Consider the following 19,962-nt stretch of genomic DNA (forward strand, 5'->3'; position numbering starts at 1 on the left):
GTTCTCGATGGGGGAAGCGACTACCAGCGGTAGTGCGCGAAGGCCTTGTTGGACTCGGCCATCTTGTGGGTGTCCTCGCGCTTCTTCACGGCGGCGCCGAGCCCGTTGGAGGCGTCGAGCAGCTCGTTCATCAGGCGCTCGGTCATCGTCTTCTCGCGGCGCGCGCGGGCGTAGCCCACGATCCAACGCAGCGCGAGAGTGGAGGAACGGCCGGGGCGGACCTCGACCGGAACCTGGTAGGTGGCGCCACCGACGCGGCGGGAGCGGACCTCGAGGGTCGGCTTCACGTTCTCGAGCGCGCGCTTGAGCGTGATGACCGGGTCGTTGCCGGTCTTCTCACGCAGGCCCTCCATGGCGCCGTACACGATGCGCTCGGCGGTGGAGCGCTTGCCGTGCAGCAGCACCTTGTTGATGAGGGAGGTCACCAGAGGAGAGCCGTAGACCGGGTCGATGATGACCGGTCGCTTCGGGGCGGGGCCCTTACGAGGCATGCTTACTTCTCCTTCTTGGCGCCGTAGCGGCTGCGAGCCTGCTTGCGGTTCTTGACGCCCTGGGTGTCGAGGGAGCCGCGGATGATCTTGTAGCGAACACCCGGCAGGTCCTTCACACGGCCACCGCGCACGAGCACGATGGAGTGCTCCTGCAGGTTGTGACCCTCACCCGGAATGTAAGCGGTGACCTCGATGCCGCTGGTCAGACGCACACGCGCGACCTTACGCAGGGCCGAGTTCGGCTTCTTGGGGGTGGTGGTGAAAACGCGCGTGCAGACGCCGCGGCGCTGGGGCGAACCCTCGAGTGCCGGCGTCTTGTTCTTCTCGACCTTGTCCTGTCGGCCCTTGCGGACCAACTGCTGGATCGTAGGCACCGTTTCTCCGGTTTCTGTGTGCCAGTCTCGGTACAACTAACCCGGGCCACTCGCCGACCCACGCGGTCGGGTGTGTCGAAGGCTGCACACTCCCGCGACGCGGGGCCCAGTGGGTGGGAAGCATGCAGATTTCGGTGTCCCCGCCTCACATCCCGCGGCGTATTGGCGCACACGAGAGCGCAGGGGATACCCCAGGCACAAGGTCAGAGCGTACCTACCGCACCGGCTCCGGTCAAAACAAATGCCCATGCCACCGTAGTGGGCGCGAAGCGGGAGCGGAAGAGCACCCGAGGGCCCCCGCGGCCCGCGCCGAAGGACTCCCGCGGCTCCCTTCCCCGGCCCTTTCCGGGCCTCTTCACCGGCGGCGGAGCCCGCGCGGAAGCTCAGGAGGACCCGGACCCGGACCCGGACCCGGCCGCGAACACCACGATCCCCACCAGCGCGAGCGCGACGAGCCCGATCGTCAGCCAGCCCAGGACCAGGCCGGCCATGGCCATCCCGTCGCCCTTCTCCCCGGTACGGCGGATCTCGGCGCGCGCCTTGTGCCCCAGGATCACCGCGGGGATGGCGGTGACCCCGTAGAACGGTGTGAGGACCCCGCAGACCAGGGCACCGACCGCGGAGTTGTTCGTCTGCGGCGGAGGCGGCAGGAAGGTGCGCGGCACCGCCTGCTGGTACGGCTGCGCGTACTGCGGCGAGGGCGCGGGCACCGCCATCGGCCCCTGCGGCAGATCGGCGATGAGCGCGTGCAACTCCCCGTACGTCTGCGCGTGGTGGGCCCGGCCCATCCGCTGCTCGTACTCGGCGTGGCTCAGCCGCCCCTCCGCGTACCCGGCCTTGAGCACGTCGACGGTGCGCTCGCGGTCCGCGTGGGACGCGCGCATCATCGGCAGCTGCGACGCCTGGTGCGCGGCCTGCGCTGCCTGCGAGGGCTGCGGCAGATACGGCGGGTGCTGCCCCGCCGGCCCGGGCGGTCCGCCGTACTTGCCCTGCTGACCCGGCTGTCCCCACGGCTGGTACGACACCGGCTCCACCTCCCCACGTTCGGGCTGCCCCCATCATCCATGACGCCCGCGGCCCCTGGGGAGTTCCGGGCGCCCGGGACACACCGCGCACACCGGAGAAGAACGCCGCGGGGCGGCCCCTTCCGAGAAGGGACCGCCCCGCGGGCGCGGCGGCCGGGCCGTACGGCCCGGCTCGGCCGTCTCGCTCAGCCGTTGTACGGACCGTAGTCGTAGTCCTCCAGCGGGACCGCCTGGCCGGAGCCGGTGCCGAAGGGCGAGTAGTCGATGTCGTCGTAGCCGACGGCCGAGTACATCGCGGCCTTCGCCTCCTCGGTCGGCTCGACCCGGATGTTGCGGTAGCGGGACAGGCCCGTACCGGCCGGGATGAGCTTACCGATGATGACGTTCTCCTTGAGGCCGATCAGGGAGTCCGACTTGGCGTTGATCGCCGCGTCGGTCAGGACCCTGGTCGTCTCCTGGAAGGACGCCGCCGACAGCCAGGACTCCGTGGCCAGCGAGGCCTTGGTGATGCCCATCAGCTGCGGACGGCCGGAGGCCGGCTGGCCGCCCTCCTGCACCACGCGGCGGTTCTCGCCCTCGAACTTCGAGCGCTCGACCAGCTCGCCCGGCAGCAGCTCGGCGTCACCGGACTCGATGATCGTCACACGGCGCAGCATCTGCCGGATGATGATCTCGATGTGCTTGTCGTGGATCGACACACCCTGCGAGTTGTAGACCTTCTGGACCTCGCCCACCAGGTGCACCTGCACCGCGCGCTGGCCGAGGATGCGCAGCACGTCGTGCGGGTTGGTGGCACCGACCGTCAGCGGCTGGCCGACGTCGACGTGGTCGCCCTCGGAGACCAGCAGACGGGCGCGCTTGGACACGCCGTAGGAGGTCTCGTCGGAGCCGTCGTCGGGGGTGACGACGATCTTCTTGGTCTTCTCGGTCTCCTCGATCCGCACGCGGCCGGCGGCCTCGGAGATCGGGGCGACACCCTTGGGGGTGCGGGCCTCGAAGAGCTCGACGACACGCGGCAGACCCTGGGTGATGTCGTCACCGGCCACACCACCGGTGTGGAAGGTCCGCATCGTCAGCTGGGTGCCGGGCTCACCGATGGACTGGGCGGCGATGATGCCGACGGCCTCGCCGATGTCCACCAGCTTGCCGGTCGCCAGCGAGCGGCCGTAGCACATGGCACAGGTGCCGACGGCGGACTCGCAGGTGAGGACCGAGCGGGTCTTGACCGTCTCCACGCCGTGCCGCACCAGCTCGTCGATGAGCACGTCGCCCAGGTCGGTGCCGGCCGGGGCCAGCACCTTGCCGTCGACGGTGACGTCCTCGGCGAGGCAGCGCGCGTACACGCTGGTCTCGGCGTCCTCCGCCTTGCGCAGAACGCCGTCCGCGCCCTTGGAGGCGATCACGAGCTTGAGGCCGCGGTCGGTGCCGCAGTCCTCCTCGCGAATGATCACGTCCTGCGAGACGTCCACAAGACGACGGGTCAGGTAACCCGAGTCGGCGGTGCGCAGCGCGGTGTCCGCCAGACCCTTACGGGCACCGTGCGTGGAGATGAAGTACTCCAGCACGGACAGACCCTCGCGGAACGACGCCTTGATCGGCCGCGGGATGGTCTCGTTCTTGGCGTTGGACACCAGACCGCGCATACCGGCGATCTGGCGCATCTGCATCATGTTTCCGCGAGCACCCGAGTCGACCATCATGAAGATCGGGTTGGTCTTCGGGAAGTTCTCCGACATGGCCTCGGCGACCTCGTTGGTCGCACGGGTCCAGATGCCGATGAGCTCGTTGGAACGCTCGTCCTTGGTGATCAGACCGCGCTCGTACTGCTTCTGGACCTTCTCGTCCTGCGCCTCGTAGTTCGCGATGATCTCCTTCTTGGCCTCGGGGACCACGACGTCGGAGATCGCGATGGTGACGCCGGAGCGGGTCGCCCAGTGGAAACCGGCCGACTTCAGGTTGTCCAGCGCCGCGGCGACGACGACCTTGGGGTAGCGCTCGGCGAGGTCGTTGACGATCGCGGAGAGCTGCTTCTTGCCCACGGTGTAGTCGACGAACGGGTAGTCCTCGGGCAGCAGCTCGTTGAAGAGCGCGCGGCCCAGGGTGGTGCGCAGCCGGAACGGGTCGCCGGTCTGCCACTCCCCCGAGGCGAAGCCTCCATCGGACGCGGCGCCCTCCTCGGCGGCCGGCGGGGTCCAGCCGCGGGGCGGGACGGAGCCGACGGGGAAGCGGACGTCGATCTTCGCCTGGAGCGACAGCTCCCGGGCGTCGAACGCCATGATCGCCTCGGCCACCGAGTTGAACGACCGGCCCTCGCCCTTGACCTCGCCCTCCACCCGGTCGGTGGTGAGGAAGAACAGGCCCAGCACCATGTCCTGGGTCGGCATGGTGACGGGACGGCCGTCGGCCGGCTTGAGGATGTTGTTCGAGGACAGCATCAGGATGCGGGCCTCGGCCTGCGCCTCCGCGGACAGCGGCAGGTGCACGGCCATCTGGTCGCCATCGAAGTCCGCGTTGAACGCGGTGCACACCAGCGGGTGGATCTGGATGGCCTTGCCCTCGACCAGCTGCGGCTCGAAGGCCTGGATGCCCAGACGGTGCAGCGTCGGCGCGCGGTTGAGCAGCACCGGGTGCTCGGCGATGACCTCTTCGAGCACGTCGTACACGACCGTGCGGCCGCGCTCGACCATGCGCTTGGCCGACTTGATGTTCTGCGCGTGGTTGAGGTCCACCAGGCGCTTCATCACGAACGGCTTGAACAGCTCCAGCGCCATGGCCTTGGGCAGACCGCACTGGTGCAGCTTGAGCTGCGGGCCGACGACGATCACCGAACGCGCCGAGTAGTCGACGCGCTTGCCCAGCAGGTTCTGGCGGAAGCGGCCCTGCTTGCCCTTGAGCATGTCGGACAGCGACTTCAGCGGACGGTTGCCGGGGCCCGTGACCGGGCGGCCGCGGCGGCCGTTGTCGAAGAGCGCGTCGACGGCCTCCTGGAGCATGCGCTTCTCGTTGTTCACGATGATCTCGGGCGCGCCGAGGTCGAGAAGCCGCTTCAGGCGGTTGTTGCGGTTGATGACGCGGCGGTACAGGTCGTTCAGGTCGCTGGTCGCGAAGCGGCCACCGTCCAGCTGCACCATCGGACGCAGGTCCGGCGGGATGACCGGCACGCAGTCCAGCACCATGCCCTTGGGGCTGTTGCGGGTCTGCAGGAACGCGGAGACGACCTTGAGGCGCTTGAGCGCACGGGTCTTCTTCTGGCCCTTACCGGTCCGGATGATCTCGCGGAGCCTCTCCGCCTCCTCCTCCAGGTCGAAGGTCTCCAGCCGCTTCTGCAGCGCGGCGGCGCCCATCGAGCCGTCGAAGTAGGTCCCGAAGCGGTCGCGCAGCTCGCGGTAGAGCAGCTCGTCGCCCTCCAGGTCCTGGACCTTGAGGTTCTTGAAGCGGTTCCAGACCTCGTCCAGGCGGTCGATCTCGCGCTGGGCGCGGTCGCGGATCTGCTTCATCTCGCGCTCGGCGCCCTCACGCACCTTGCGGCGGACGTCCGCCTTGGCGCCCTCGGCCTCCAGCTCCGCGAGGTCGGCCTCCTGCTTCTTGGCACGGGCCTCCAGGTCGGCGTCGCGGCGCTGCTCGATCTGCTGGCGCTCCACGGAGACGTGGGCCTCCAGGGAGGGCAGGTCGCGCGTGCGGCGCTCCTCGTCCACCCACGTGATCATGTAGGCGGCGAAGTAGATGACCTTCTCGAGGTCCTTCGGGGCGAGGTCGAGCAGGTAGCCCAGGCGGGAGGGCACGCCCTTGAAGTACCAGATGTGGGTGACGGGGGCGGCGAGCTCGATGTGGCCCATCCGCTCACGGCGCACCTTGGCGCGGGTCACCTCGACGCCGCAGCGCTCGCAGATGATGCCCTTGAAGCGGACGCGCTTGTACTTGCCGCAGTAGCACTCCCAGTCCCGGGTCGGACCGAAGATCTTCTCGCAGAAGAGCCCGTCCTTTTCCGGCTTGAGGGTGCGGTAGTTGATGGTCTCCGGCTTCTTGACCTCGCCGTGGGACCACTGACGGATGTCGTCAGCGGTGGCCAGGCCGATTCGCAGCTCGTCGAAGAAGTTGACGTCGAGCACTCTCGTCAATCCCTCTCAGGGTTTGTGCCCCTCGCGTCGGTGGGACCGAGGAGCTCTGTGGTGGTCTGAACGGGGGTCGCGGGGAGGCCGGGGGGCCGCACCCTGCCGCCTCGGCGGGAAGGTGCGGCGCCCCGGCCGGCCCGTCAGACCTCTTCGACGCTGCTCGGCTCGCGCCGGGACAGGTCGATGCCGAGCTCTTCCGCGGCGCGGAAGACGTCCTCGTCGGTGTCGCGCATCTCGATGGACATGCCGTCGCTGGACAGCACCTCCACGTTGAGGCACAGGGACTGCATCTCCTTGATGAGCACCTTGAAGGACTCGGGGATGCCGGGCTCGGGGATGTTCTCGCCCTTGACGATGGCCTCGTAGACCTTCACGCGGCCGGTGACGTCGTCGGACTTGATGGTCAGCAGCTCCTGGAGGGCGTACGCGGCGCCGTAAGCCTCCAGCGCCCACACCTCCATCTCACCGAAGCGCTGGCCACCGAACTGAGCCTTACCGCCCAGCGGCTGCTGGGTGATCATGGAGTACGGACCGGTCGAGCGGGCGTGCAGCTTGTCGTCGACCAGGTGGTGCAGCTTGAGGATGTACATGTAGCCGACCGAGATCGGGTCCGGGAACGGCTCGCCGGAGCGGCCGTCGTAGAGCCGGGCCTTGCCGGAGGGCAGGACCATCCGCTCGCCGTCGCGGTTGGGCAGGGTCGCCGTGAACAGACCGGCGATCTCGTCCTCGCGGGCGCCGTCGAACACCGGGGTGGCGACGTTGGTGCCGGGCTCGACGTCGTCGGCGCCGATCGAGGCGAGCCGCTTCTGCCACTCCTCCTCGATCCCCTCGACTTTCCAGCCCTGGGAGGCGAGCCAGCCCAGGTGGATCTCCAGGACCTGGCCCGGGTTCATCCGGGACGGGACGCCCAGCGGGTTGAGGATGACGTCGACCGGGGTGCCGTCCTCCATGAACGGCATGTCCTCGATCGGCAGGATCTTGGAGATGACGCCCTTGTTGCCGTGGCGGCCGGCGAGCTTGTCACCGTCGGTGATCTTGCGCTTCTGGGCCACGTAGACGCGGACGAGCTGGTTGACGCCCGGAGGCAGCTCGTCGCCCTCCTCGCGGTCGAAGACGCGCACGCCGATGACCTTGCCGGTCTCGCCGTGCGGCACCTTCAGCGAGGTGTCGCGGACCTCGCGCGCCTTCTCGCCGAAGATCGCGCGCAGCAGCCGCTCCTCCGGGGTCAGCTCGGTCTCGCCCTTCGGGGTGACCTTGCCGACCAGGATGTCGCCCGCCTCGACCTCGGCGCCGATGCGGATGATGCCGCGCTCGTCGAGGTCGGCCAGGACCTCCTCGGAGACGTTCGGGATGTCCCGGGTGATCTCCTCGGGGCCCAGCTTGGTGTCACGGGCGTCGACCTCGTGCTCCTCGATGTGGATCGAGGACAGGACGTCGTCCTGGACGAGGCGCTGCGACAGGATGATCGCGTCCTCGTAGTTGTGGCCCTCCCACGGCATGAACGCCACGAGTAGGTTCTTGCCGAGCGCCATCTCGCCCTGCTCGGTCGAGGGGCCGTCGGCGAGGACCTGGCCGGTCACCACGCGGTCGCCCTCGTCCACGACGACCTTCTGGTTGAAGGAGGTGCCCTGGTTGGAGCGGAAGAACTTGGCGACGCGGTAGGTGGTGTAGGTGCCGTCGTCGTTGGCCACGGTGACGTAGTCGGCGGAGACCTCCTGGACCACGCCGTCCTTCTCGGCCTTGATCACGTCACCGGCGTCGACCGCGCAGCGGTACTCCATGCCGGTGCCGACCAGCGGGGCCTCGGCGCGGATCAGCGGGACGGCCTGGCGCATCATGTTCGAGCCCATGAGCGCACGGTTGGCGTCGTCGTGCTCCAGGAACGGGATCATGGCGGTCGCCACCGACACCATCTGGCGCGGCGAGACGTCCATGTAGTCGACCTCGTCACCGGGGATGAGGTCGACCTCGCCGCCGCGGCGGCGGACCAGGACGCGGTCCTCGGCGAACCGCATGTCCTCGCCCAGCGGCGCGTTGGCCTGGGCGATGACGTAGCGGTCCTCCTCGTCGGCGGTCAGGTAGTTGACCTCGTCGGTCACCACTCCGCCGACCACCCGGCGGTAGGGGGTCTCCACGAAGCCGAACGCGTTGACCCGGCCGTAGGAGGCCAGCGAGCCGATCAGACCGATGTTCGGGCCCTCGGGGGTCTCGATCGGGCACATACGGCCGTAGTGCGAGGGGTGCACGTCGCGGACCTCGAAGCCCGCCCGCTCACGGGACAGACCACCGGGGCCCAGCGCGGACAGACGGCGCTTGTGGGTCAGGCCCGACAGCGGGTTCGTCTGGTCCATGAACTGCGACAGCTGGCTGGTGCCGAAGAACTCCTTGATGGAGGCGACGACCGGCCGGATGTTGATCAGGGTCTGCGGCGTGATCGCCTCGACGTCCTGGGTCGTCATCCGCTCGCGGACGACGCGCTCCATACGGGCCAGACCGGTGCGGACCTGGTTCTGGATGAGCTCGCCGACGTTGCGCAGACGGCGGTTGCCGAAGTGGTCGATGTCGTCGGTCTCGACGACGATCGTCCGGCCGTTCTCCCCCATCGTCTCGGTCTCGCCGGCGTGCAGCTTGACCAGGTACTTGATCGTGGCGATGACGTCGTCGACGGTCAGCACGCCGGAGTCCAGCGGCTGGTCGCCGCCGAGCTTCCGGTTGATCTTGTACCGGCCGACCTTGGCCAGGTCGTAGCGCTTGGGGTTGAAGTAGAGGTTCTCCAGGAGCGTCTGGGCGGCCTCGCGCGTCGGAGGCTCACCCGGACGCAGCTTGCGGTAGATGTCGAGCAGCGCGTCGTCCTGGCCCTGGGTGTGGTCCTTCTCCAGGGTGGCGCGCATGGACTCGTACTGGCCGAACTCCTCCAGGATCTGCTCGGTGGTCCAGCCGAGCGCCTTGAGGAGGACGGTGACGGACTGCTTGCGCTTGCGGTCGATGCGGACACCGACCATGTCGCGCTTGTCGATCTCCATCTCCAGCCAGGCGCCGCGAGACGGAATGATCTTGGCGGAGAAGATGTCCTTGTCGGACGTCTTGTCGATGCTGCTGTCGAAGTAGACACCCGGCGAGCGCACCAGCTGGGAGACCACGACACGCTCGGTGCCGTTGATGACGAAGGTGCCCTTGTTGGTCATGAGCGGGAAGTCGCCCATGAAGACCGTCTGGGACTTGATCTCGCCGGTCTCGTTGTTGGTGAACTCGGCGGTGACGAACAGGGGCGCGGCGTAGGTGAAGTCGCGCTCCTTGCACTCGTCGATCGAGTTCTTCGGCGGCTCGAAGCGGTGATCGCGGAAGGTGAGCGACATCGACCCGGAGAAGTCCTCGATCGGGGAGATCTCCTCGAAGATCTCCTCCAGACCGGACTTGGTGGGGACATCCTCACCGCGCTCCAGCGCCGCCTCGACGCGAGCCTTCCAGGCGTCGTTGCCGAGCAGCCAGTCGAAGCTCTCGGTCTGCAGCGCAAGGAGGTTCGGAACCCCGAGGGGCTCCTTGATCTTCGCAAAGGAGATACGCAGCGGGGCGGTGCTGGCGCCGTTGTTCGAATTGGCGGTCGAGGCGTTGCGCGAGGCGGCCAAGAGGGGGTCCTTCCGAGGGCTCGGACTCACTACGCGCATGCCGTGCCCCTGGTGACGGGCAGGGGGCAGTTAATAGGCAGCGCAAAGGGTCAGTGTAGCCACAAGGCCCACTGATGTCCAGTGCGGTATCCGGAGACCGGCACGCGGTACCAATCTCTCCCTCCGGAGGGGCGAGCCCCTCGTCAGTTGTTCAACGCCTGCCGCAAGGTTTCCCACTTCGCCCGCGATCCATGCCTCGGATTGTGGATCGGTGTGACGACGCGTCCCGAGAATTGCGTGCTACGTGCGGTTCGTCAAGGCCCCACCCTCTTCCGGGACCACAGGGAGCGTACGGCCGGACAGCGTTGATCACCATACCCGCAGGCCCTCGCCAGGCGATACGGCTGTCGCGGAAACGACCGAGGGCGACCACCCGCATGGGTGATCGCCCTCGGAAGGAGAGGAGTCAGCGGACTCCTTCAGTGACCTGGGTCACTCGGTTCACTTGACCTCGACGGAGGCGCCGGCGCCCTTGAGGGACTCGGCGGCCTTGTCGGCGGCCTCCTTGTTGACCTTCTCCAGGACCGGCTTCGGGGTGCCGTCGACCAGGTCCTTGGCCTCCTTCAGGCCGAGGGAGGTCAGCTCGCGCACGACCTTGATGACCTGGATCTTCTTGTCGCCGGCGCCGGTGAGGATGACGTCGAACTCGTCCTTCTCCGGCTCGGCCTCGGCGGCCGGGCCACCCTGGGCGGGGCCGGCGGCGACGGCGACCGGGGCGGCGGCCTCGACGTCGAACTTCTCCTCGAAGGCCTTCACGAACTCGGAGAGCTCGATGAGGGTCATCTCGCTGAACTGCTCGAGCAGCTCGTCCTGGCTGAGCTTCGCCATGATGGCGGTCCTTCCACTAAGTCGGCTGGTGCCGGGGTGTTCATGTCGGCGGGCGTACTGGGGCCCGCTGCGACCGAGTGCGCCTGGAGCGGGTTACTCGGCCTCGGCGGGAGCCGGCGTACCGGCACCGCCCTGCTCCTGCTTGGCGCGAAGGGCGTCCGCGGTACGGACGAACTTCGACAGCGGGGCCTGGAAGGTCGCCGCGGCCTTGGCCATGGACGCCTTCATGCCACCGGCCAGCTTGGCGAGCAGCACCTCACGGGACTCGAGGTCCGCGAGCTTCTTGATGTCGTCGGCGCTGAGCGCCTTGCCCTCGAGGACACCGCCCTTGATGACGAGCTGGGGGTTGTCCTTGGCGAAGTCACGCAGGCTCTTCGCCGTCTCGACCGGGTCACCGGTCACGAAGGCGACGGCGGTGGAGTCGACGAAGAACTCGTCGAGCTCGGTGACCCCGGCCTCGTTGGCCGCGATCTTGGTGAGCGTGTTCTTCGCCACACGGTACTGAGCGTTCTCACCGAGAGAACGGCGCAGGTCCTTGAGCTGAGCGACGCTGAGACCGGTGTACGCGGTCACAACGGCGGCGTTGGAGTTCTGGAACTTCTCCCTGATCTCCTCGACGGCTGCGACCTTGTCGGGACTCGCCATGAGCCTCGGCCCTCCTTTCCGGGTGATGCGATCCTCGACCGTGCCTTTCGGCAGGTCATGACGCCGGACCGCCCACGTCGGGCGCACGAGGAAGGGGTATTGCACAAAACGAAACGCCCCGGCGCAGGCGCACGGGGCGTGACTCGACCGGTGCGCACACCGGGAGTCCTCCACTGTCACCTGCGCAGGTCGCCCGCTCCAAGCGGATCCTTCGGCCACCGGCCCCGGATCCGCGGGAGATCTGGGAGCACGGCAACGACCAGCGGTCTTTGGCTTCGGTGGAAGAGTACGCGAACGCCGTCACGGCAGGCAAATCCGCCGGCCCACTTCCGCCGGCGCCCTCGCTCCGGCCGCCCGTACCCCGCACCGCATCCCGTGTCCCGCACCCCGCACGCGCAAAGGGCCGGGCCCCGCCTTCCGAACAGGAAGCGGGGCCCGGCCGCCGTGCTGGACCGCTCTCGCGGAGTCGCGCGCCGGATCAGGCGGCGACGTCCTCCTCGGCGAGGAGGTTCCGGGTGCGGTTGGAGTCGACGGGGACACCGGGGCCCATCGTGGTGCTGATGACGGCCTTCTTGATGTACCGGCCCTTGGCCGCGGACGGCTTCAGCCGCAGGACCTCTTCCAGCGCCGCCGCGTAGTTCTCCACCAGCTGCTTCTCGTCGAACGAGACCTTGCCGATGATGAAGTGGAGGTTGGCGTGCTTGTCGACGCGGAACTCGATCTTGCCGCCCTTGATCTCGGTGACGGCCTTGGCGACGTCCGGGGTGACGGTGCCGGTCTTCGGGTTCGGCATCAGACCACGCGGACCGAGCACGCGGCCGAGGCGGCCGACCTTGCCCATCAGGTCCGGGGTGGCGACGACGGCGTCGAAGTCCAGGCGGCCCTTGGAGACCTCGTCGATCAGCTCGTCGGAGCCGACGATGTCGGCGCCGGCGGCCTCCGCGGCCGCGGCACGCTCACCGGTCGCGAAGACCAGGACCCGGGCGGTCTTGCCGGTGCCGTGCGGGAGGTTCACGGTGCCGCGCACCATCTGGTCGGCCTTGCGCGGGTCGACACCCAGGCGCATGGCGATCTCGACGGTCGCGTCGAACTTGGTCGGGGAGGTCTCCTTGGCGAGACGGACGGCCTCCAGCGGGGCGTAGAGCCGCGTCCGGTCGATCTTGGCGTCCGCGTTGCGGAGAGCCTTGCTGCGCTTCACTTCTGCTCCAGTTTTCTGGTGTACGGAGTCGTGGTCCAGGGGGCCAGCGCCTGACCCTGCCACTTCCATCTGTCTGTGCCCGGCGCGTCTGTCCGGCCCATCCGCCCCGAGGGGAGGAACGGAACCGGCCGCGCCTCGCGGGTACCGCGAGCGGAGCCGCTCAGCCCTCGACGGTGACGCCCATCGACCGGGCGGTGCCGGCGATGATCTTCTCGGCGGAGTCCAGGTCGTTGGCGTTGAGGTCGGGCATCTTGGTCGTGGCGATCTCGCGCACCTGCTCGCGCGTGATCTTGGCGACCTTCTTGGAGTGGGGCTCGCCGGAGCCCTTGTCCACGCCCGCGGCCTTGAGGATCATCTTCGCGGCCGGCGGGGTCTTGGTGATGAAGGTGAAGGAGCGGTCCTCGTAGACCGTGATCTCCACCGGGATGACCCAGCCGCGCTGCGACTCGGTCGCGGCGTTGTAGGCCTTGCAGAACTCCATGATGTTCACGCCGTGCTGACCCAGCGCGGGGCCGACCGGCGGGGCCGGGTTCGCGGCACCGGCCTGGATCTGGAGCTTGATCAGCCCCGTGACCTTCTTCTTCTTGGGAGGCATGTTCTCTCCGGGTCCTGGTGAGAGGTGTCGAATCCTCCGGCGGGCTGATCCACCCGTACGGAGGCATACCGCACAACGATAGCCCGTATCGCGGTGCGGTCGGAAACCGGCCAGGCCGGGCGGCCCCTCAGGGCTGCCCGACCTGGCCGGAAATCGATGACCGGAAGAACCTCGTCAGTTCTTCTGGATCTGGTCGAAGCTCAGCTCGACCGGGGTCTCGCGGCCGAAGATCTCGACAAGGCCCTTGACCTTCTTCGAGTCCGGGTTGATCTCGTTGATCGTCGCCTGGAGCGTCGCGAACGGGCCGTCGGTGACGGTGACCGAGTCACCGACCTCGAAGTCCAGGACCTGGACCTCGACCTTGCGGCTCGGCGCCGGCAGGCCCGCCTCGGCCGCGGCCTCCGCGGCGGCACGCTCCTCCGCCTCGGGGGCGAGCATCTTGACGACCTCGTCCAGGGTCAGCGGGTACGGGTCGTAGGCGTTGCCCACGAAGCCGGTGACACCGGGGGTGTTGCGCACGACGCCCCAGGACTCGTTCGTCAGGTCCATCCGCACCAGGACATAGCCGGGGAGCTTGTTCTGGCGGACGTTCTTGCGCTCGCCGTTCTTGATCTGGACGATCTCTTCCTCGGGGACCTCGGCCTGGTAGATGAAGTCCTCGACGTTGAGTGAGACGGCACGCTGCTCCAGGTTGGCCTTCACGCGCTTCTCGTAGCCCGCGTAGGTGTGGATGACGTACCACTCGCCGGGGAGATGACGCAGCTCGTCGCGGAGGGCCGCGACCGGGTCGACCGGCTCCTCGGCCTCCTGTGCCGCCTCGGGCTCGGTCTCGCCGGCAGGCTCGGCGGGGGCCGCCGCCTCGGCCGACTCGTCCCCGGCGGTGTCGGCAGCTTCGGCCTGGTCGACGCCGTCCGCCGCCGCCTTGTCCGCCGTCTCGACGGCGTCGGGCGCGGTGTCGTCACCCTCGACGGGGTCGACGGCGTCGTTGAGGTTCGGGTCAGACACGGTGGCTGCTTCTTCCTGGCTTCAAGGGGTCGAACATGCGGAAAAGTGCCCCGGAGGGGCACTCCGCGGGCGTATCAGCCGAAGACGAACTTGACGACCTCGGTGAACCCCCAGTCAATCACGGTCACCAGGCCGATGATGACGAGGACGAAGATGATCACCACGGTCGTGTAGGTGGAGAGCTGCTTCTTGGTGGGCCAGACGACCTTGCGCAGCTCGGCGACGATCTGCCTGTAGAACAGGGCGAGACGGCCCAGCGGGCCCTTCTTCGCGCGCTTGCCACCGCGCCGGGGCTTGTTGTCGTCCTGCGACCGCCCGGGCTCGGGGACCTCGATGGAGTCCGTGATCTCCGCCACTCGTCCTCACCTGATCCGGGTCCTGGCCGCGTGCCGTGCCGCGTCCGGCCCGGCCGTACGGCGGTGCGTCCAGTTACGTACACGTGCACGCATCCCTGGTTCAGATGCGTGAAGCAGGGCCGGAGGGACTTGAACCCCCAACCGCCGGTTTTGGAGACCGGTGCTCTACCAATTGAGCTACGACCCTTCGCCGTTCCCAACCTACCGCATCCGGTCGGTTCCGCGGAGTGCGCGGACCACCGGTGATCGGTCGGGACCAACGACGGTGAGTGTACGTGCTTCCCGCGCCGCCGTCGAACACGTAACCCGTATCGCCCCGATCCTCCCCTTCACCCCGCCCGTACACCGGCGCTCTCCCCCGCCCGTTCCCCCTCCGGCTCCCCCCGCGACCCGGGTGCCCGGGCGTCCCCCCGTCTGCGACGATGCCCCCATGACTGCTGCAACCCCTTCCAACCAGTCACCCACCGAGCGCCGGGTCTCGGCCCGCGTCGGCTCGATCTCCGAATCCGCCACGCTCGCCGTCGACGCCAAGGCCAAGGCCCTCAAGGCCGCCGGGCGGCCGGTGATCGGCTTCGGCGCGGGCGAGCCCGACTTCCCGACCCCCGACTACATCGTCGAGGCCGCGGTGGAGGCCTGCCGGAACCCGCGCTTCCACCGCTACACCCCGGCCGGCGGGCTCCCCGAGCTGAGGGAGGCCATCGCGGCGAAGACGCTGCGCGACTCCGGCTACTCGGTCGAGGCGTCCCAGGTGCTGGTCACCAACGGCGGCAAGCAGGCCATCTACGAGGCCTTCGCCGCCATCCTCGACCCGGGCGACGAGGTCATCGTCCCCGCGCCGTACTGGACCACCTACCCCGAGTCGATCCGGCTGGCCGGGGGCGTCCCCGTGGACGTGGTCGCCGACGAGACCACCGGCTACCGGGTCTCGGTGGAGCAGCTGGAGGCGGCCCGCACCGAGCGCACCAAGGTGCTGGTGTTCGTCTCCCCCTCCAACCCCACCGGCGCCGTCCACTCCCGCGCCCAGGTCGAGGAGATCGGCCGCTGGGCCGCCGAGCACGGTCTGTGGGTGCTCACCGACGAGATCTACGAGCACCTGGTCTACGGCGACGCGGAGTTCTCCTCGCTGCCGGTGGTCGTGCCGGAGCTGGCCGACCGGTGCGTGGTCGTCAACGGCGTGGCCAAGACGTACGCCATGACCGGCTGGCGGGTGGGGTGGATCATCGGCCCGAAGGACGTGGTGAAGGCCGCCACCAACCTCCAGTCGCACGCCACCTCCAACGTCTCCAACGTCGCCCAGGCCGCCGCGCTGGCCGCCGTCTCCGGTGACCTGGAGGCCGTGGCGCGCATGCGCGAGGCGTTCGACCGCCGCCGCAGGACGATCGTGCGGATGCTGAACGAGATCGACGGCGTCACCTGCCCCGAGCCGGAGGGCGCCTTCTACGCCTACCCGTCGGTCAAGGGCGTGCTGGGCCGGGAGATCCGCGGCCGGCGCCCGGCCACGAGCGTGGAGCTGGCCGAGCTGATCCTGGAGGAGGCCGAGGTCGCGGTCGTCCCCGGTGAGGCGTTCGGCACCCCGGGTTACCTGCGGCTGTCCTACGCACTGGGCGACGAGGACCTGGTCGAGGGTGTTTCGCGGATCCAGAAGCTGCTGGCCGAGGCCAAGGCCTGAACCGGTCCGGGCCGGCCCGGCGGCGCCCTCACCGGAGCCCCGGAACATGCGGGCGGGCCCGCGCGAGCACTGCTTGCGCGGGCCCGCCCGCATGTTCCGGCCCGTCCCCGATCGTGGCGGTGACTTCCAGGCGTGTCGCGAGTGCGGCAAAATCTTCGGATGGAAAGCGCTCGTGACGTCCGCAAGCTCCCGAAGGCCCATCTCCACCTGCACTTCACCGGGTCCATGCGCCCGGGCACACTGCTGGAGCTCGCCGACAGACACGGTGTCCACCTCCCGGACGCGCTGAGCAGCGGCCGCCCCCCGAAGCTGCGGGCCACCGACGAACGCGGCTGGTTCCGCTTCCAGCGGTTGTACGACGCCGCGCGCTCCTGCCTGCGCACGCCCGACGACATCCGGCGGCTGGTGCGGGAAGCCGCCGAGGAGGACGTGCGGGACGGGTCCCGCTGGCTGGAGATCCAGGTGGACCCGACCTCCTACGCCCCGCGCCTGGGCGGGCTGATCCCGGCACTGGAGATCATCCTGGACGCGGTGGAGAGCGCCTCCGCCCAGACCGGGCTCGGCATGCGCGTACTGGTCGCCGCGAACCGGATGAAGCACCCGCTGGACGCCCGCACCCTGGCCCGGCTGGCCGTGCGCTACGCCGACCGCGGCGTGGTGGGCTTCGGTCTGTCCAACGACGAACGGCGCGGCTTCGCCCGGGACTTCGACCGGGCCTTCGCCATCGCGCGCCGGGGCGGCCTGCTGGCGGCCCCGCACGGCGGCGAGCTGTCGGGACCGCAGTCCGTCGCCGACTGCCTGGACGACCTGCGCGCGGGCCGCGTCGGGCACGGGGTGCGCGCCACCGAGGATCCGCGGCTGCTGGCGCGGCTGGCCGCGCAGGGCGTCACCTGCGAGGTCTGCCCGGCCTCCAACGTGGCGCTGGGGGTGTACGACCGGCACGAGGACGTACCGCTGCGGACCATGTTCGAGGCGGGGGTGCCCCTGGCCCTGGGCGCCGACGACCCCCTGCTGTTCGGCTCCCGGCTGGCCGCGCAGTACGAGATCGCGCGGCGCCACCACGGTTTCACGGACGAGGAGCTGGCCGAGCTGGCCCGCCAGTCGGTGCGCGGCTCGCGCGCCCCGGAGGACGTCCGGAAGGCGATCCTGGCGGACATCGACGCCTGGCTGGTGGAGGAGCCGGAGCAGGCCCCGTCCGGGCCCGCGTCCGTGTCCGGGCCCGCGTCCGCTTCCGTGTCGCAGAGGGGCCTCTGAGCCGCGGGCAGTGGTCTGACGAGGCGGGGGCGCGGGCGGCCCCTCAGAGCGAGCAGCCCACGGTCACCGGCTCGTTGACCAGCGTCACGCCGAACGCCTCGCGCACGCCGTCGCGGACCTCGCGGGCCAGGGCGAGGAGGTCGGCGGTGGTGGCCGAGCCCCGGTTGGTCAGAGCGAGGGTGTGCTTGGTGGAGATCCGGGCCGGGCCGTCGCCGTAGCCCTTGGCGAAACCGGCCCTGTCGATCAGCCAGGCGGCGGAGGTCTTCACCAGGCCGTCCCCGGCCGGGTAGGCGGGCGGGGCGGCGTCCGGCCCCAGCCGTTCGGCGGCGCGGGCGAGGAAGGCGGCGTGCTCGGTCTCGGTGAGGACGGGGTTGGTGAAGAAGGAGCCGGCCGACCAGGTGTCGTGGTCCTCCGGGTCGAGCACCATGCCCTTGCCCGCGCGCAGCTTCAGGACGGTCTCGCGGGCCCGCTCCACCGGCACCCGCTCCCCGGTCTCCACACCCAGCGCCCGTGCGGTCTCGGCATACCGCAGGGGCGCCGAGAGGCCGCCCGCGTCCTCCAGCTCGAAGCGGACGCGCAGCACGACGAAGCGGTCGGGGCCGGCCTTGAAGCGGCTGTGCCGGTAGGAGAAGCCGCACTCGGCGGCGGGGATGGTGACGGTCTCGCCGGACCGGCGGTCGTAGGCGACGACCTCGGTGATCGTGGAGGAGACCTCCTGGCCGTACGCGCCGACGTTCTGGATGGGTGTGGCGCCCGCCGATCCGGGGATGCCGGCCATGCACTCGACGCCCGCGAGCCCGGCCTCGACGGTGCGGGCGACGGCCTCGGACCAGTTCTCGCCCGCCGCCAGCTCCAGCCGGGTGCCCTCCAGGCGGAAGCCGGTGGTGGCGATGCGCAGGGCGGTGCCCGCGAAGCCCTCGTCGGCGATGACGAGGTTGCTGCCGCCGCCGACGAGCAGCAGCGGGGTACCGCCGGCGTCGGCGGCCCGTACCGCCTCGGTCACCTCCTCGTCGGTGGTGGCCGTGACCAGGCGGGCCGCGGGGCCGCCCAGACGGAAGGTGGTCAGCGGGGCGAGGGGCGCGTCGTGGAGTTCCTGCACGCGCCCAAGAGTACGAGAGCGGCCGTACGCGCATCTCCCACGGCCGCCCCGCCGGACGTGCGGCCGTGGTACCGGCACGGTGGTCCGCCGATGCGCCGGCGCGCTCAGGCGAGCCGGACCACCGCGCGGGACATGCCCAGCACCTTCTGTCCGGCGCTGGTGACCTTGAGGTCCACCCGGACGGTGCGGGCCTCGTCGTCGAGCTTGGCCGCGACCTTACCCGAGACCTCGATCACGGCGCCCTTGTCGTCATCGGGGACGACGACGGGCCTGGTGAAGCGCACGCCGTACTCCACGAGCGCGCCCGGGTCGCCGGCCCAGTCGGTCACCACGCGGGCGGCCTCGGCCATGGTGAACATGCCGTGCGCGATGACGTCGGGGAGGCCGACCTCGCGTGCGAACCGCTCGTTCCAGTGAATCGGGTTGAAGTCGCCGGAGGCGCCCGCGTACCGCACGAGCGTGTCGCGGGTCACGGGGAAGCTCCGTGCGGGCAGCTCGGTGCCGGCCTCGACGTCCTCGTACGCGATCCTCGCCGTCATCCGCCTCACTCCCCCTGCTTTCCGGCAGCGTCCACGGCCGCGTCGTCGGCCGCGCGGGCCACCAGCTTGGTCCAGGCCGTCACCACGTGCTCGCCGCCCTCGTCGCGCACCTCACCGCGGATGTCCAGGATGTCGTTGCCCGCCATGGACTTCACCGCCTCGATGGTGGACGTCACCGTGAGCCGGTCGCCGGCGCGCACCGGCCGCGTGTAGGCGAACTTCTGGTCGCCGTGCACCACCCGGCTGTAGTCCAGCCCCAGCTTCGGGTCCGCGACGACCTCCCCGGCCGCCTTGAAGGTGATGGCGAAGACGAAGGTGGGCGGGGCGATCACATCGGGGTGGCCGAGCTCACCGGCCGCCTCCGGGTCGGTGTACGCGGGGTGGGCTTCACCGATGGCCTCGGCGAACTCGCGGATCTTCTCCCGGCCGACCTCGTACGGCGCGGTGGGCGGATAGCTCCGCCCCACGAAGGACTGGTCGAGCGCCATGGCCCGGTACCTCCATACGGCTTGCGGGTGGTTGCTGGTCGGACGGCTCGGACGGGCGCAAAGCCGTGAGGCCGCCCCCGCGAACGGGGGCGGCCTCACGGCTTTGCGTGTCTGTGCGCGTGTGCGGCGGCCTGGCCGGTCGCGGCGTTTATCGCGTCTCGCGGTGCGCGGTGTGCGCGTTGCAGCGCGGGCAGTGCTTCTTCATCTCAAGACGGTCCGGGTTGTTGCGCCGGTTCTTCTTGGTGATGTAGTTCCGCTCCTTGCACTCCACGCAGGCCAGCGTGATCTTCGGGCGGACGTCGGTGGCAGCCACGTGAGTGCTCCTTGACGGCTGGGACGGGTTTAACGCAGAAAGAGTAGCCGATCGGAGGACCGACCCCGCAATCGGCTACTGGGTTTGGTAGCGGTGACCGGACTCGAACCGGTGACACAACGATTATGAGCCGTTTGCTCTACCGACTGAGCTACACCGCCGCGATGTGGGTGGCCCCCGTCTCTCGACGGGGAGCCTCACACATCAGAGCCCCAATACGGAATCGAACCGTAGACCTTCTCCTTACCATGGAGACGCTCTGCCGACTGAGCTATTGGGGCGAGCGATGAAGACATTACACGCTCG

General features: G+C 69.5%; 17 protein-coding genes and 3 tRNA genes. 2 read left to right on the plus strand and 18 right to left on the minus strand.

Going from position 1 to position 19,962, the window contains the following annotated elements; all coding sequences use genetic code 11:
• Window positions 1–20 precede the first annotated feature (20 nt).
• The 12 genes from rpsG to IQ279_RS14465 all read right to left on the minus strand — a co-directional run bounded on the left by rpsG (window position 21) and on the right by IQ279_RS14465 (window position 14,481).
• Window positions 21–491 (minus strand): 30S ribosomal protein S7, encoded by a 471-nt coding sequence (gene rpsG / locus IQ279_RS14410; RefSeq protein ID WP_093660564.1) that lies wholly within the window; start codon window positions 489–491, stop codon window positions 21–23.
• A gap of 2 nt (window positions 492–493) precedes the next feature.
• Window positions 494–865 (minus strand): 30S ribosomal protein S12, encoded by a 372-nt coding sequence (gene rpsL, locus IQ279_RS14415; RefSeq protein WP_003948652.1) that lies wholly within the window; start codon window positions 863–865, stop codon window positions 494–496.
• 383 nt (window positions 866–1,248) lie between these two features.
• Window positions 1,249–1,749, minus strand: coding sequence for a DUF1707 and DUF4190 domain-containing protein (locus tag IQ279_RS14420; RefSeq protein WP_206348976.1), 501 nt, complete (start codon window positions 1,747–1,749; stop codon window positions 1,249–1,251).
• Window positions 1,750–2,075: 326 nt separating this feature from the next.
• Window positions 2,076–5,999, minus strand: a complete 3,924-nt coding sequence (locus tag IQ279_RS14425; protein WP_206348977.1) for a DNA-directed RNA polymerase subunit beta' — start codon at window positions 5,997–5,999, stop codon at window positions 2,076–2,078.
• Window positions 6,000–6,142: 143 nt separating this feature from the next.
• On the minus strand, window positions 6,143–9,628 hold the full coding sequence (rpoB, locus tag IQ279_RS14430) for a DNA-directed RNA polymerase subunit beta (protein WP_206348923.1): 3,486 nt from the start codon (window positions 9,626–9,628) through the stop codon (window positions 6,143–6,145).
• A 480-nt stretch (window positions 9,629–10,108) separates the two neighbouring features.
• A complete protein-coding gene (gene rplL, locus IQ279_RS14435) occupies window positions 10,109–10,495 on the minus strand; it encodes a 50S ribosomal protein L7/L12 (protein WP_101258311.1) in 387 nt (128 codons plus the stop codon).
• Window positions 10,496–10,588: 93 nt separating this feature from the next.
• Window positions 10,589–11,140: a 50S ribosomal protein L10 gene (gene rplJ, locus IQ279_RS14440; protein WP_206348924.1), complete on the minus strand. Its 552-nt coding sequence runs from the start codon at window positions 11,138–11,140 to the stop codon at window positions 10,589–10,591.
• A gap of 478 nt (window positions 11,141–11,618) precedes the next feature.
• Complete coding sequence (gene rplA, locus IQ279_RS14445; protein WP_206348925.1) at window positions 11,619–12,338, minus strand: 50S ribosomal protein L1; 720 nt, start codon at window positions 12,336–12,338, stop codon at window positions 11,619–11,621.
• Window positions 12,339–12,498: 160 nt separating this feature from the next.
• Window positions 12,499–12,933 (minus strand): 50S ribosomal protein L11, encoded by a 435-nt coding sequence (gene rplK / locus IQ279_RS14450; protein WP_206348926.1) that lies wholly within the window; start codon window positions 12,931–12,933, stop codon window positions 12,499–12,501.
• A 174-nt stretch (window positions 12,934–13,107) separates the two neighbouring features.
• Window positions 13,108–13,938, minus strand: a complete 831-nt coding sequence (nusG, locus tag IQ279_RS14455) for a transcription termination/antitermination protein NusG (RefSeq protein ID WP_206348927.1) — start codon at window positions 13,936–13,938, stop codon at window positions 13,108–13,110.
• Window positions 13,939–14,012: 74 nt separating this feature from the next.
• The gene (gene secE, locus IQ279_RS14460; protein WP_206348928.1) at window positions 14,013–14,294 is read right to left on the minus strand and encodes a preprotein translocase subunit SecE; all 282 of its coding nucleotides are present in this window, start codon (window positions 14,292–14,294) and stop codon (window positions 14,013–14,015) included.
• Between the two features lie 114 nt (window positions 14,295–14,408).
• Window positions 14,409–14,481 (minus strand) — tRNA-Trp (locus IQ279_RS14465).
• Window positions 14,482–14,724: 243 nt separating this feature from the next.
• Between IQ279_RS14465 and IQ279_RS14470 the strand changes: the two genes are divergently transcribed.
• Together IQ279_RS14470 and IQ279_RS14475 are read left to right on the plus strand one after the other, a co-directional pair.
• Window positions 14,725–15,963: a pyridoxal phosphate-dependent aminotransferase gene (locus IQ279_RS14470; protein ID WP_206348929.1), complete on the plus strand. Its 1,239-nt coding sequence runs from the start codon at window positions 14,725–14,727 to the stop codon at window positions 15,961–15,963.
• Window positions 15,964–16,122: 159 nt separating this feature from the next.
• Complete coding sequence (locus tag IQ279_RS14475) at window positions 16,123–17,217, plus strand: adenosine deaminase (protein WP_206348930.1); 1,095 nt, start codon at window positions 16,123–16,125, stop codon at window positions 17,215–17,217.
• A gap of 43 nt (window positions 17,218–17,260) precedes the next feature.
• Here the strand turns inward: IQ279_RS14475 and IQ279_RS14480 are convergent, their stop codons facing one another.
• The 6 genes from IQ279_RS14480 to IQ279_RS14505 form a co-directional block, all read right to left on the minus strand.
• Window positions 17,261–18,316, minus strand: coding sequence for a UDP-N-acetylmuramate dehydrogenase (locus tag IQ279_RS14480; RefSeq protein ID WP_206348931.1), 1,056 nt, complete (start codon window positions 18,314–18,316; stop codon window positions 17,261–17,263).
• A 104-nt stretch (window positions 18,317–18,420) separates the two neighbouring features.
• Window positions 18,421–18,855, minus strand: a complete 435-nt coding sequence (locus IQ279_RS14485; protein ID WP_206348932.1) for a MaoC family dehydratase — start codon at window positions 18,853–18,855, stop codon at window positions 18,421–18,423.
• Window positions 18,856–18,860: 5 nt separating this feature from the next.
• Complete coding sequence (locus tag IQ279_RS14490) at window positions 18,861–19,343, minus strand: MaoC family dehydratase N-terminal domain-containing protein (protein WP_206348933.1); 483 nt, start codon at window positions 19,341–19,343, stop codon at window positions 18,861–18,863.
• A gap of 148 nt (window positions 19,344–19,491) precedes the next feature.
• Window positions 19,492–19,656, minus strand: a complete 165-nt coding sequence (rpmG, locus tag IQ279_RS14495) for a 50S ribosomal protein L33 (protein WP_003948671.1) — start codon at window positions 19,654–19,656, stop codon at window positions 19,492–19,494.
• An 85-nt stretch (window positions 19,657–19,741) separates the two neighbouring features.
• Window positions 19,742–19,817: transfer RNA gene (locus IQ279_RS14500), tRNA-Met, on the minus strand.
• A 47-nt stretch (window positions 19,818–19,864) separates the two neighbouring features.
• Window positions 19,865–19,937, minus strand: a tRNA-Thr gene (locus tag IQ279_RS14505).
• Window positions 19,938–19,962 lie beyond the last annotated feature (25 nt).

Source organism: Streptomyces verrucosisporus (assembly GCF_017114865.1).
In the GTDB taxonomy this organism is placed as follows: domain Bacteria; phylum Actinomycetota; class Actinomycetes; order Streptomycetales; family Streptomycetaceae; genus Streptomyces; species Streptomyces fenghuangensis.

What these genes read in the sequence shown, in the direction of transcription:
- rpsG (WP_093660564.1), bottom strand. Translation starts at nt 491, where the DNA reads ATGCCTCGTAAGGGCCCCGCCCCGAAGCGACCGGTCATCATCGACCCG.
- IQ279_RS14420 (WP_206348976.1), bottom strand. Translation starts at nt 1,749, where the DNA reads ATGCGCGCGTCCCACGCGGACCGCGAGCGCACCGTCGACGTGCTCAAG.
- rplL (WP_101258311.1), bottom strand. Translation starts at nt 10,495, where the DNA reads ATGGCGAAGCTCAGCCAGGACGAGCTGCTCGAGCAGTTCAGCGAGATG.
- rplJ (WP_206348924.1), bottom strand. Translation starts at nt 11,140, where the DNA reads ATGGCGAGTCCCGACAAGGTCGCAGCCGTCGAGGAGATCAGGGAGAAG.
- rplK (WP_206348926.1), bottom strand. Translation starts at nt 12,933, where the DNA reads ATGCCTCCCAAGAAGAAGAAGGTCACGGGGCTGATCAAGCTCCAGATC.
- IQ279_RS14470 (WP_206348929.1), top strand. Translation starts at nt 14,725, where the DNA reads ATGACTGCTGCAACCCCTTCCAACCAGTCACCCACCGAGCGCCGGGTC.
- IQ279_RS14475 (WP_206348930.1), top strand. Translation starts at nt 16,123, where the DNA reads ATGGAAAGCGCTCGTGACGTCCGCAAGCTCCCGAAGGCCCATCTCCAC.
- IQ279_RS14485 (WP_206348932.1), bottom strand. Translation starts at nt 18,855, where the DNA reads ATGACGGCGAGGATCGCGTACGAGGACGTCGAGGCCGGCACCGAGCTG.
- IQ279_RS14490 (WP_206348933.1), bottom strand. Translation starts at nt 19,343, where the DNA reads ATGGCGCTCGACCAGTCCTTCGTGGGGCGGAGCTATCCGCCCACCGCG.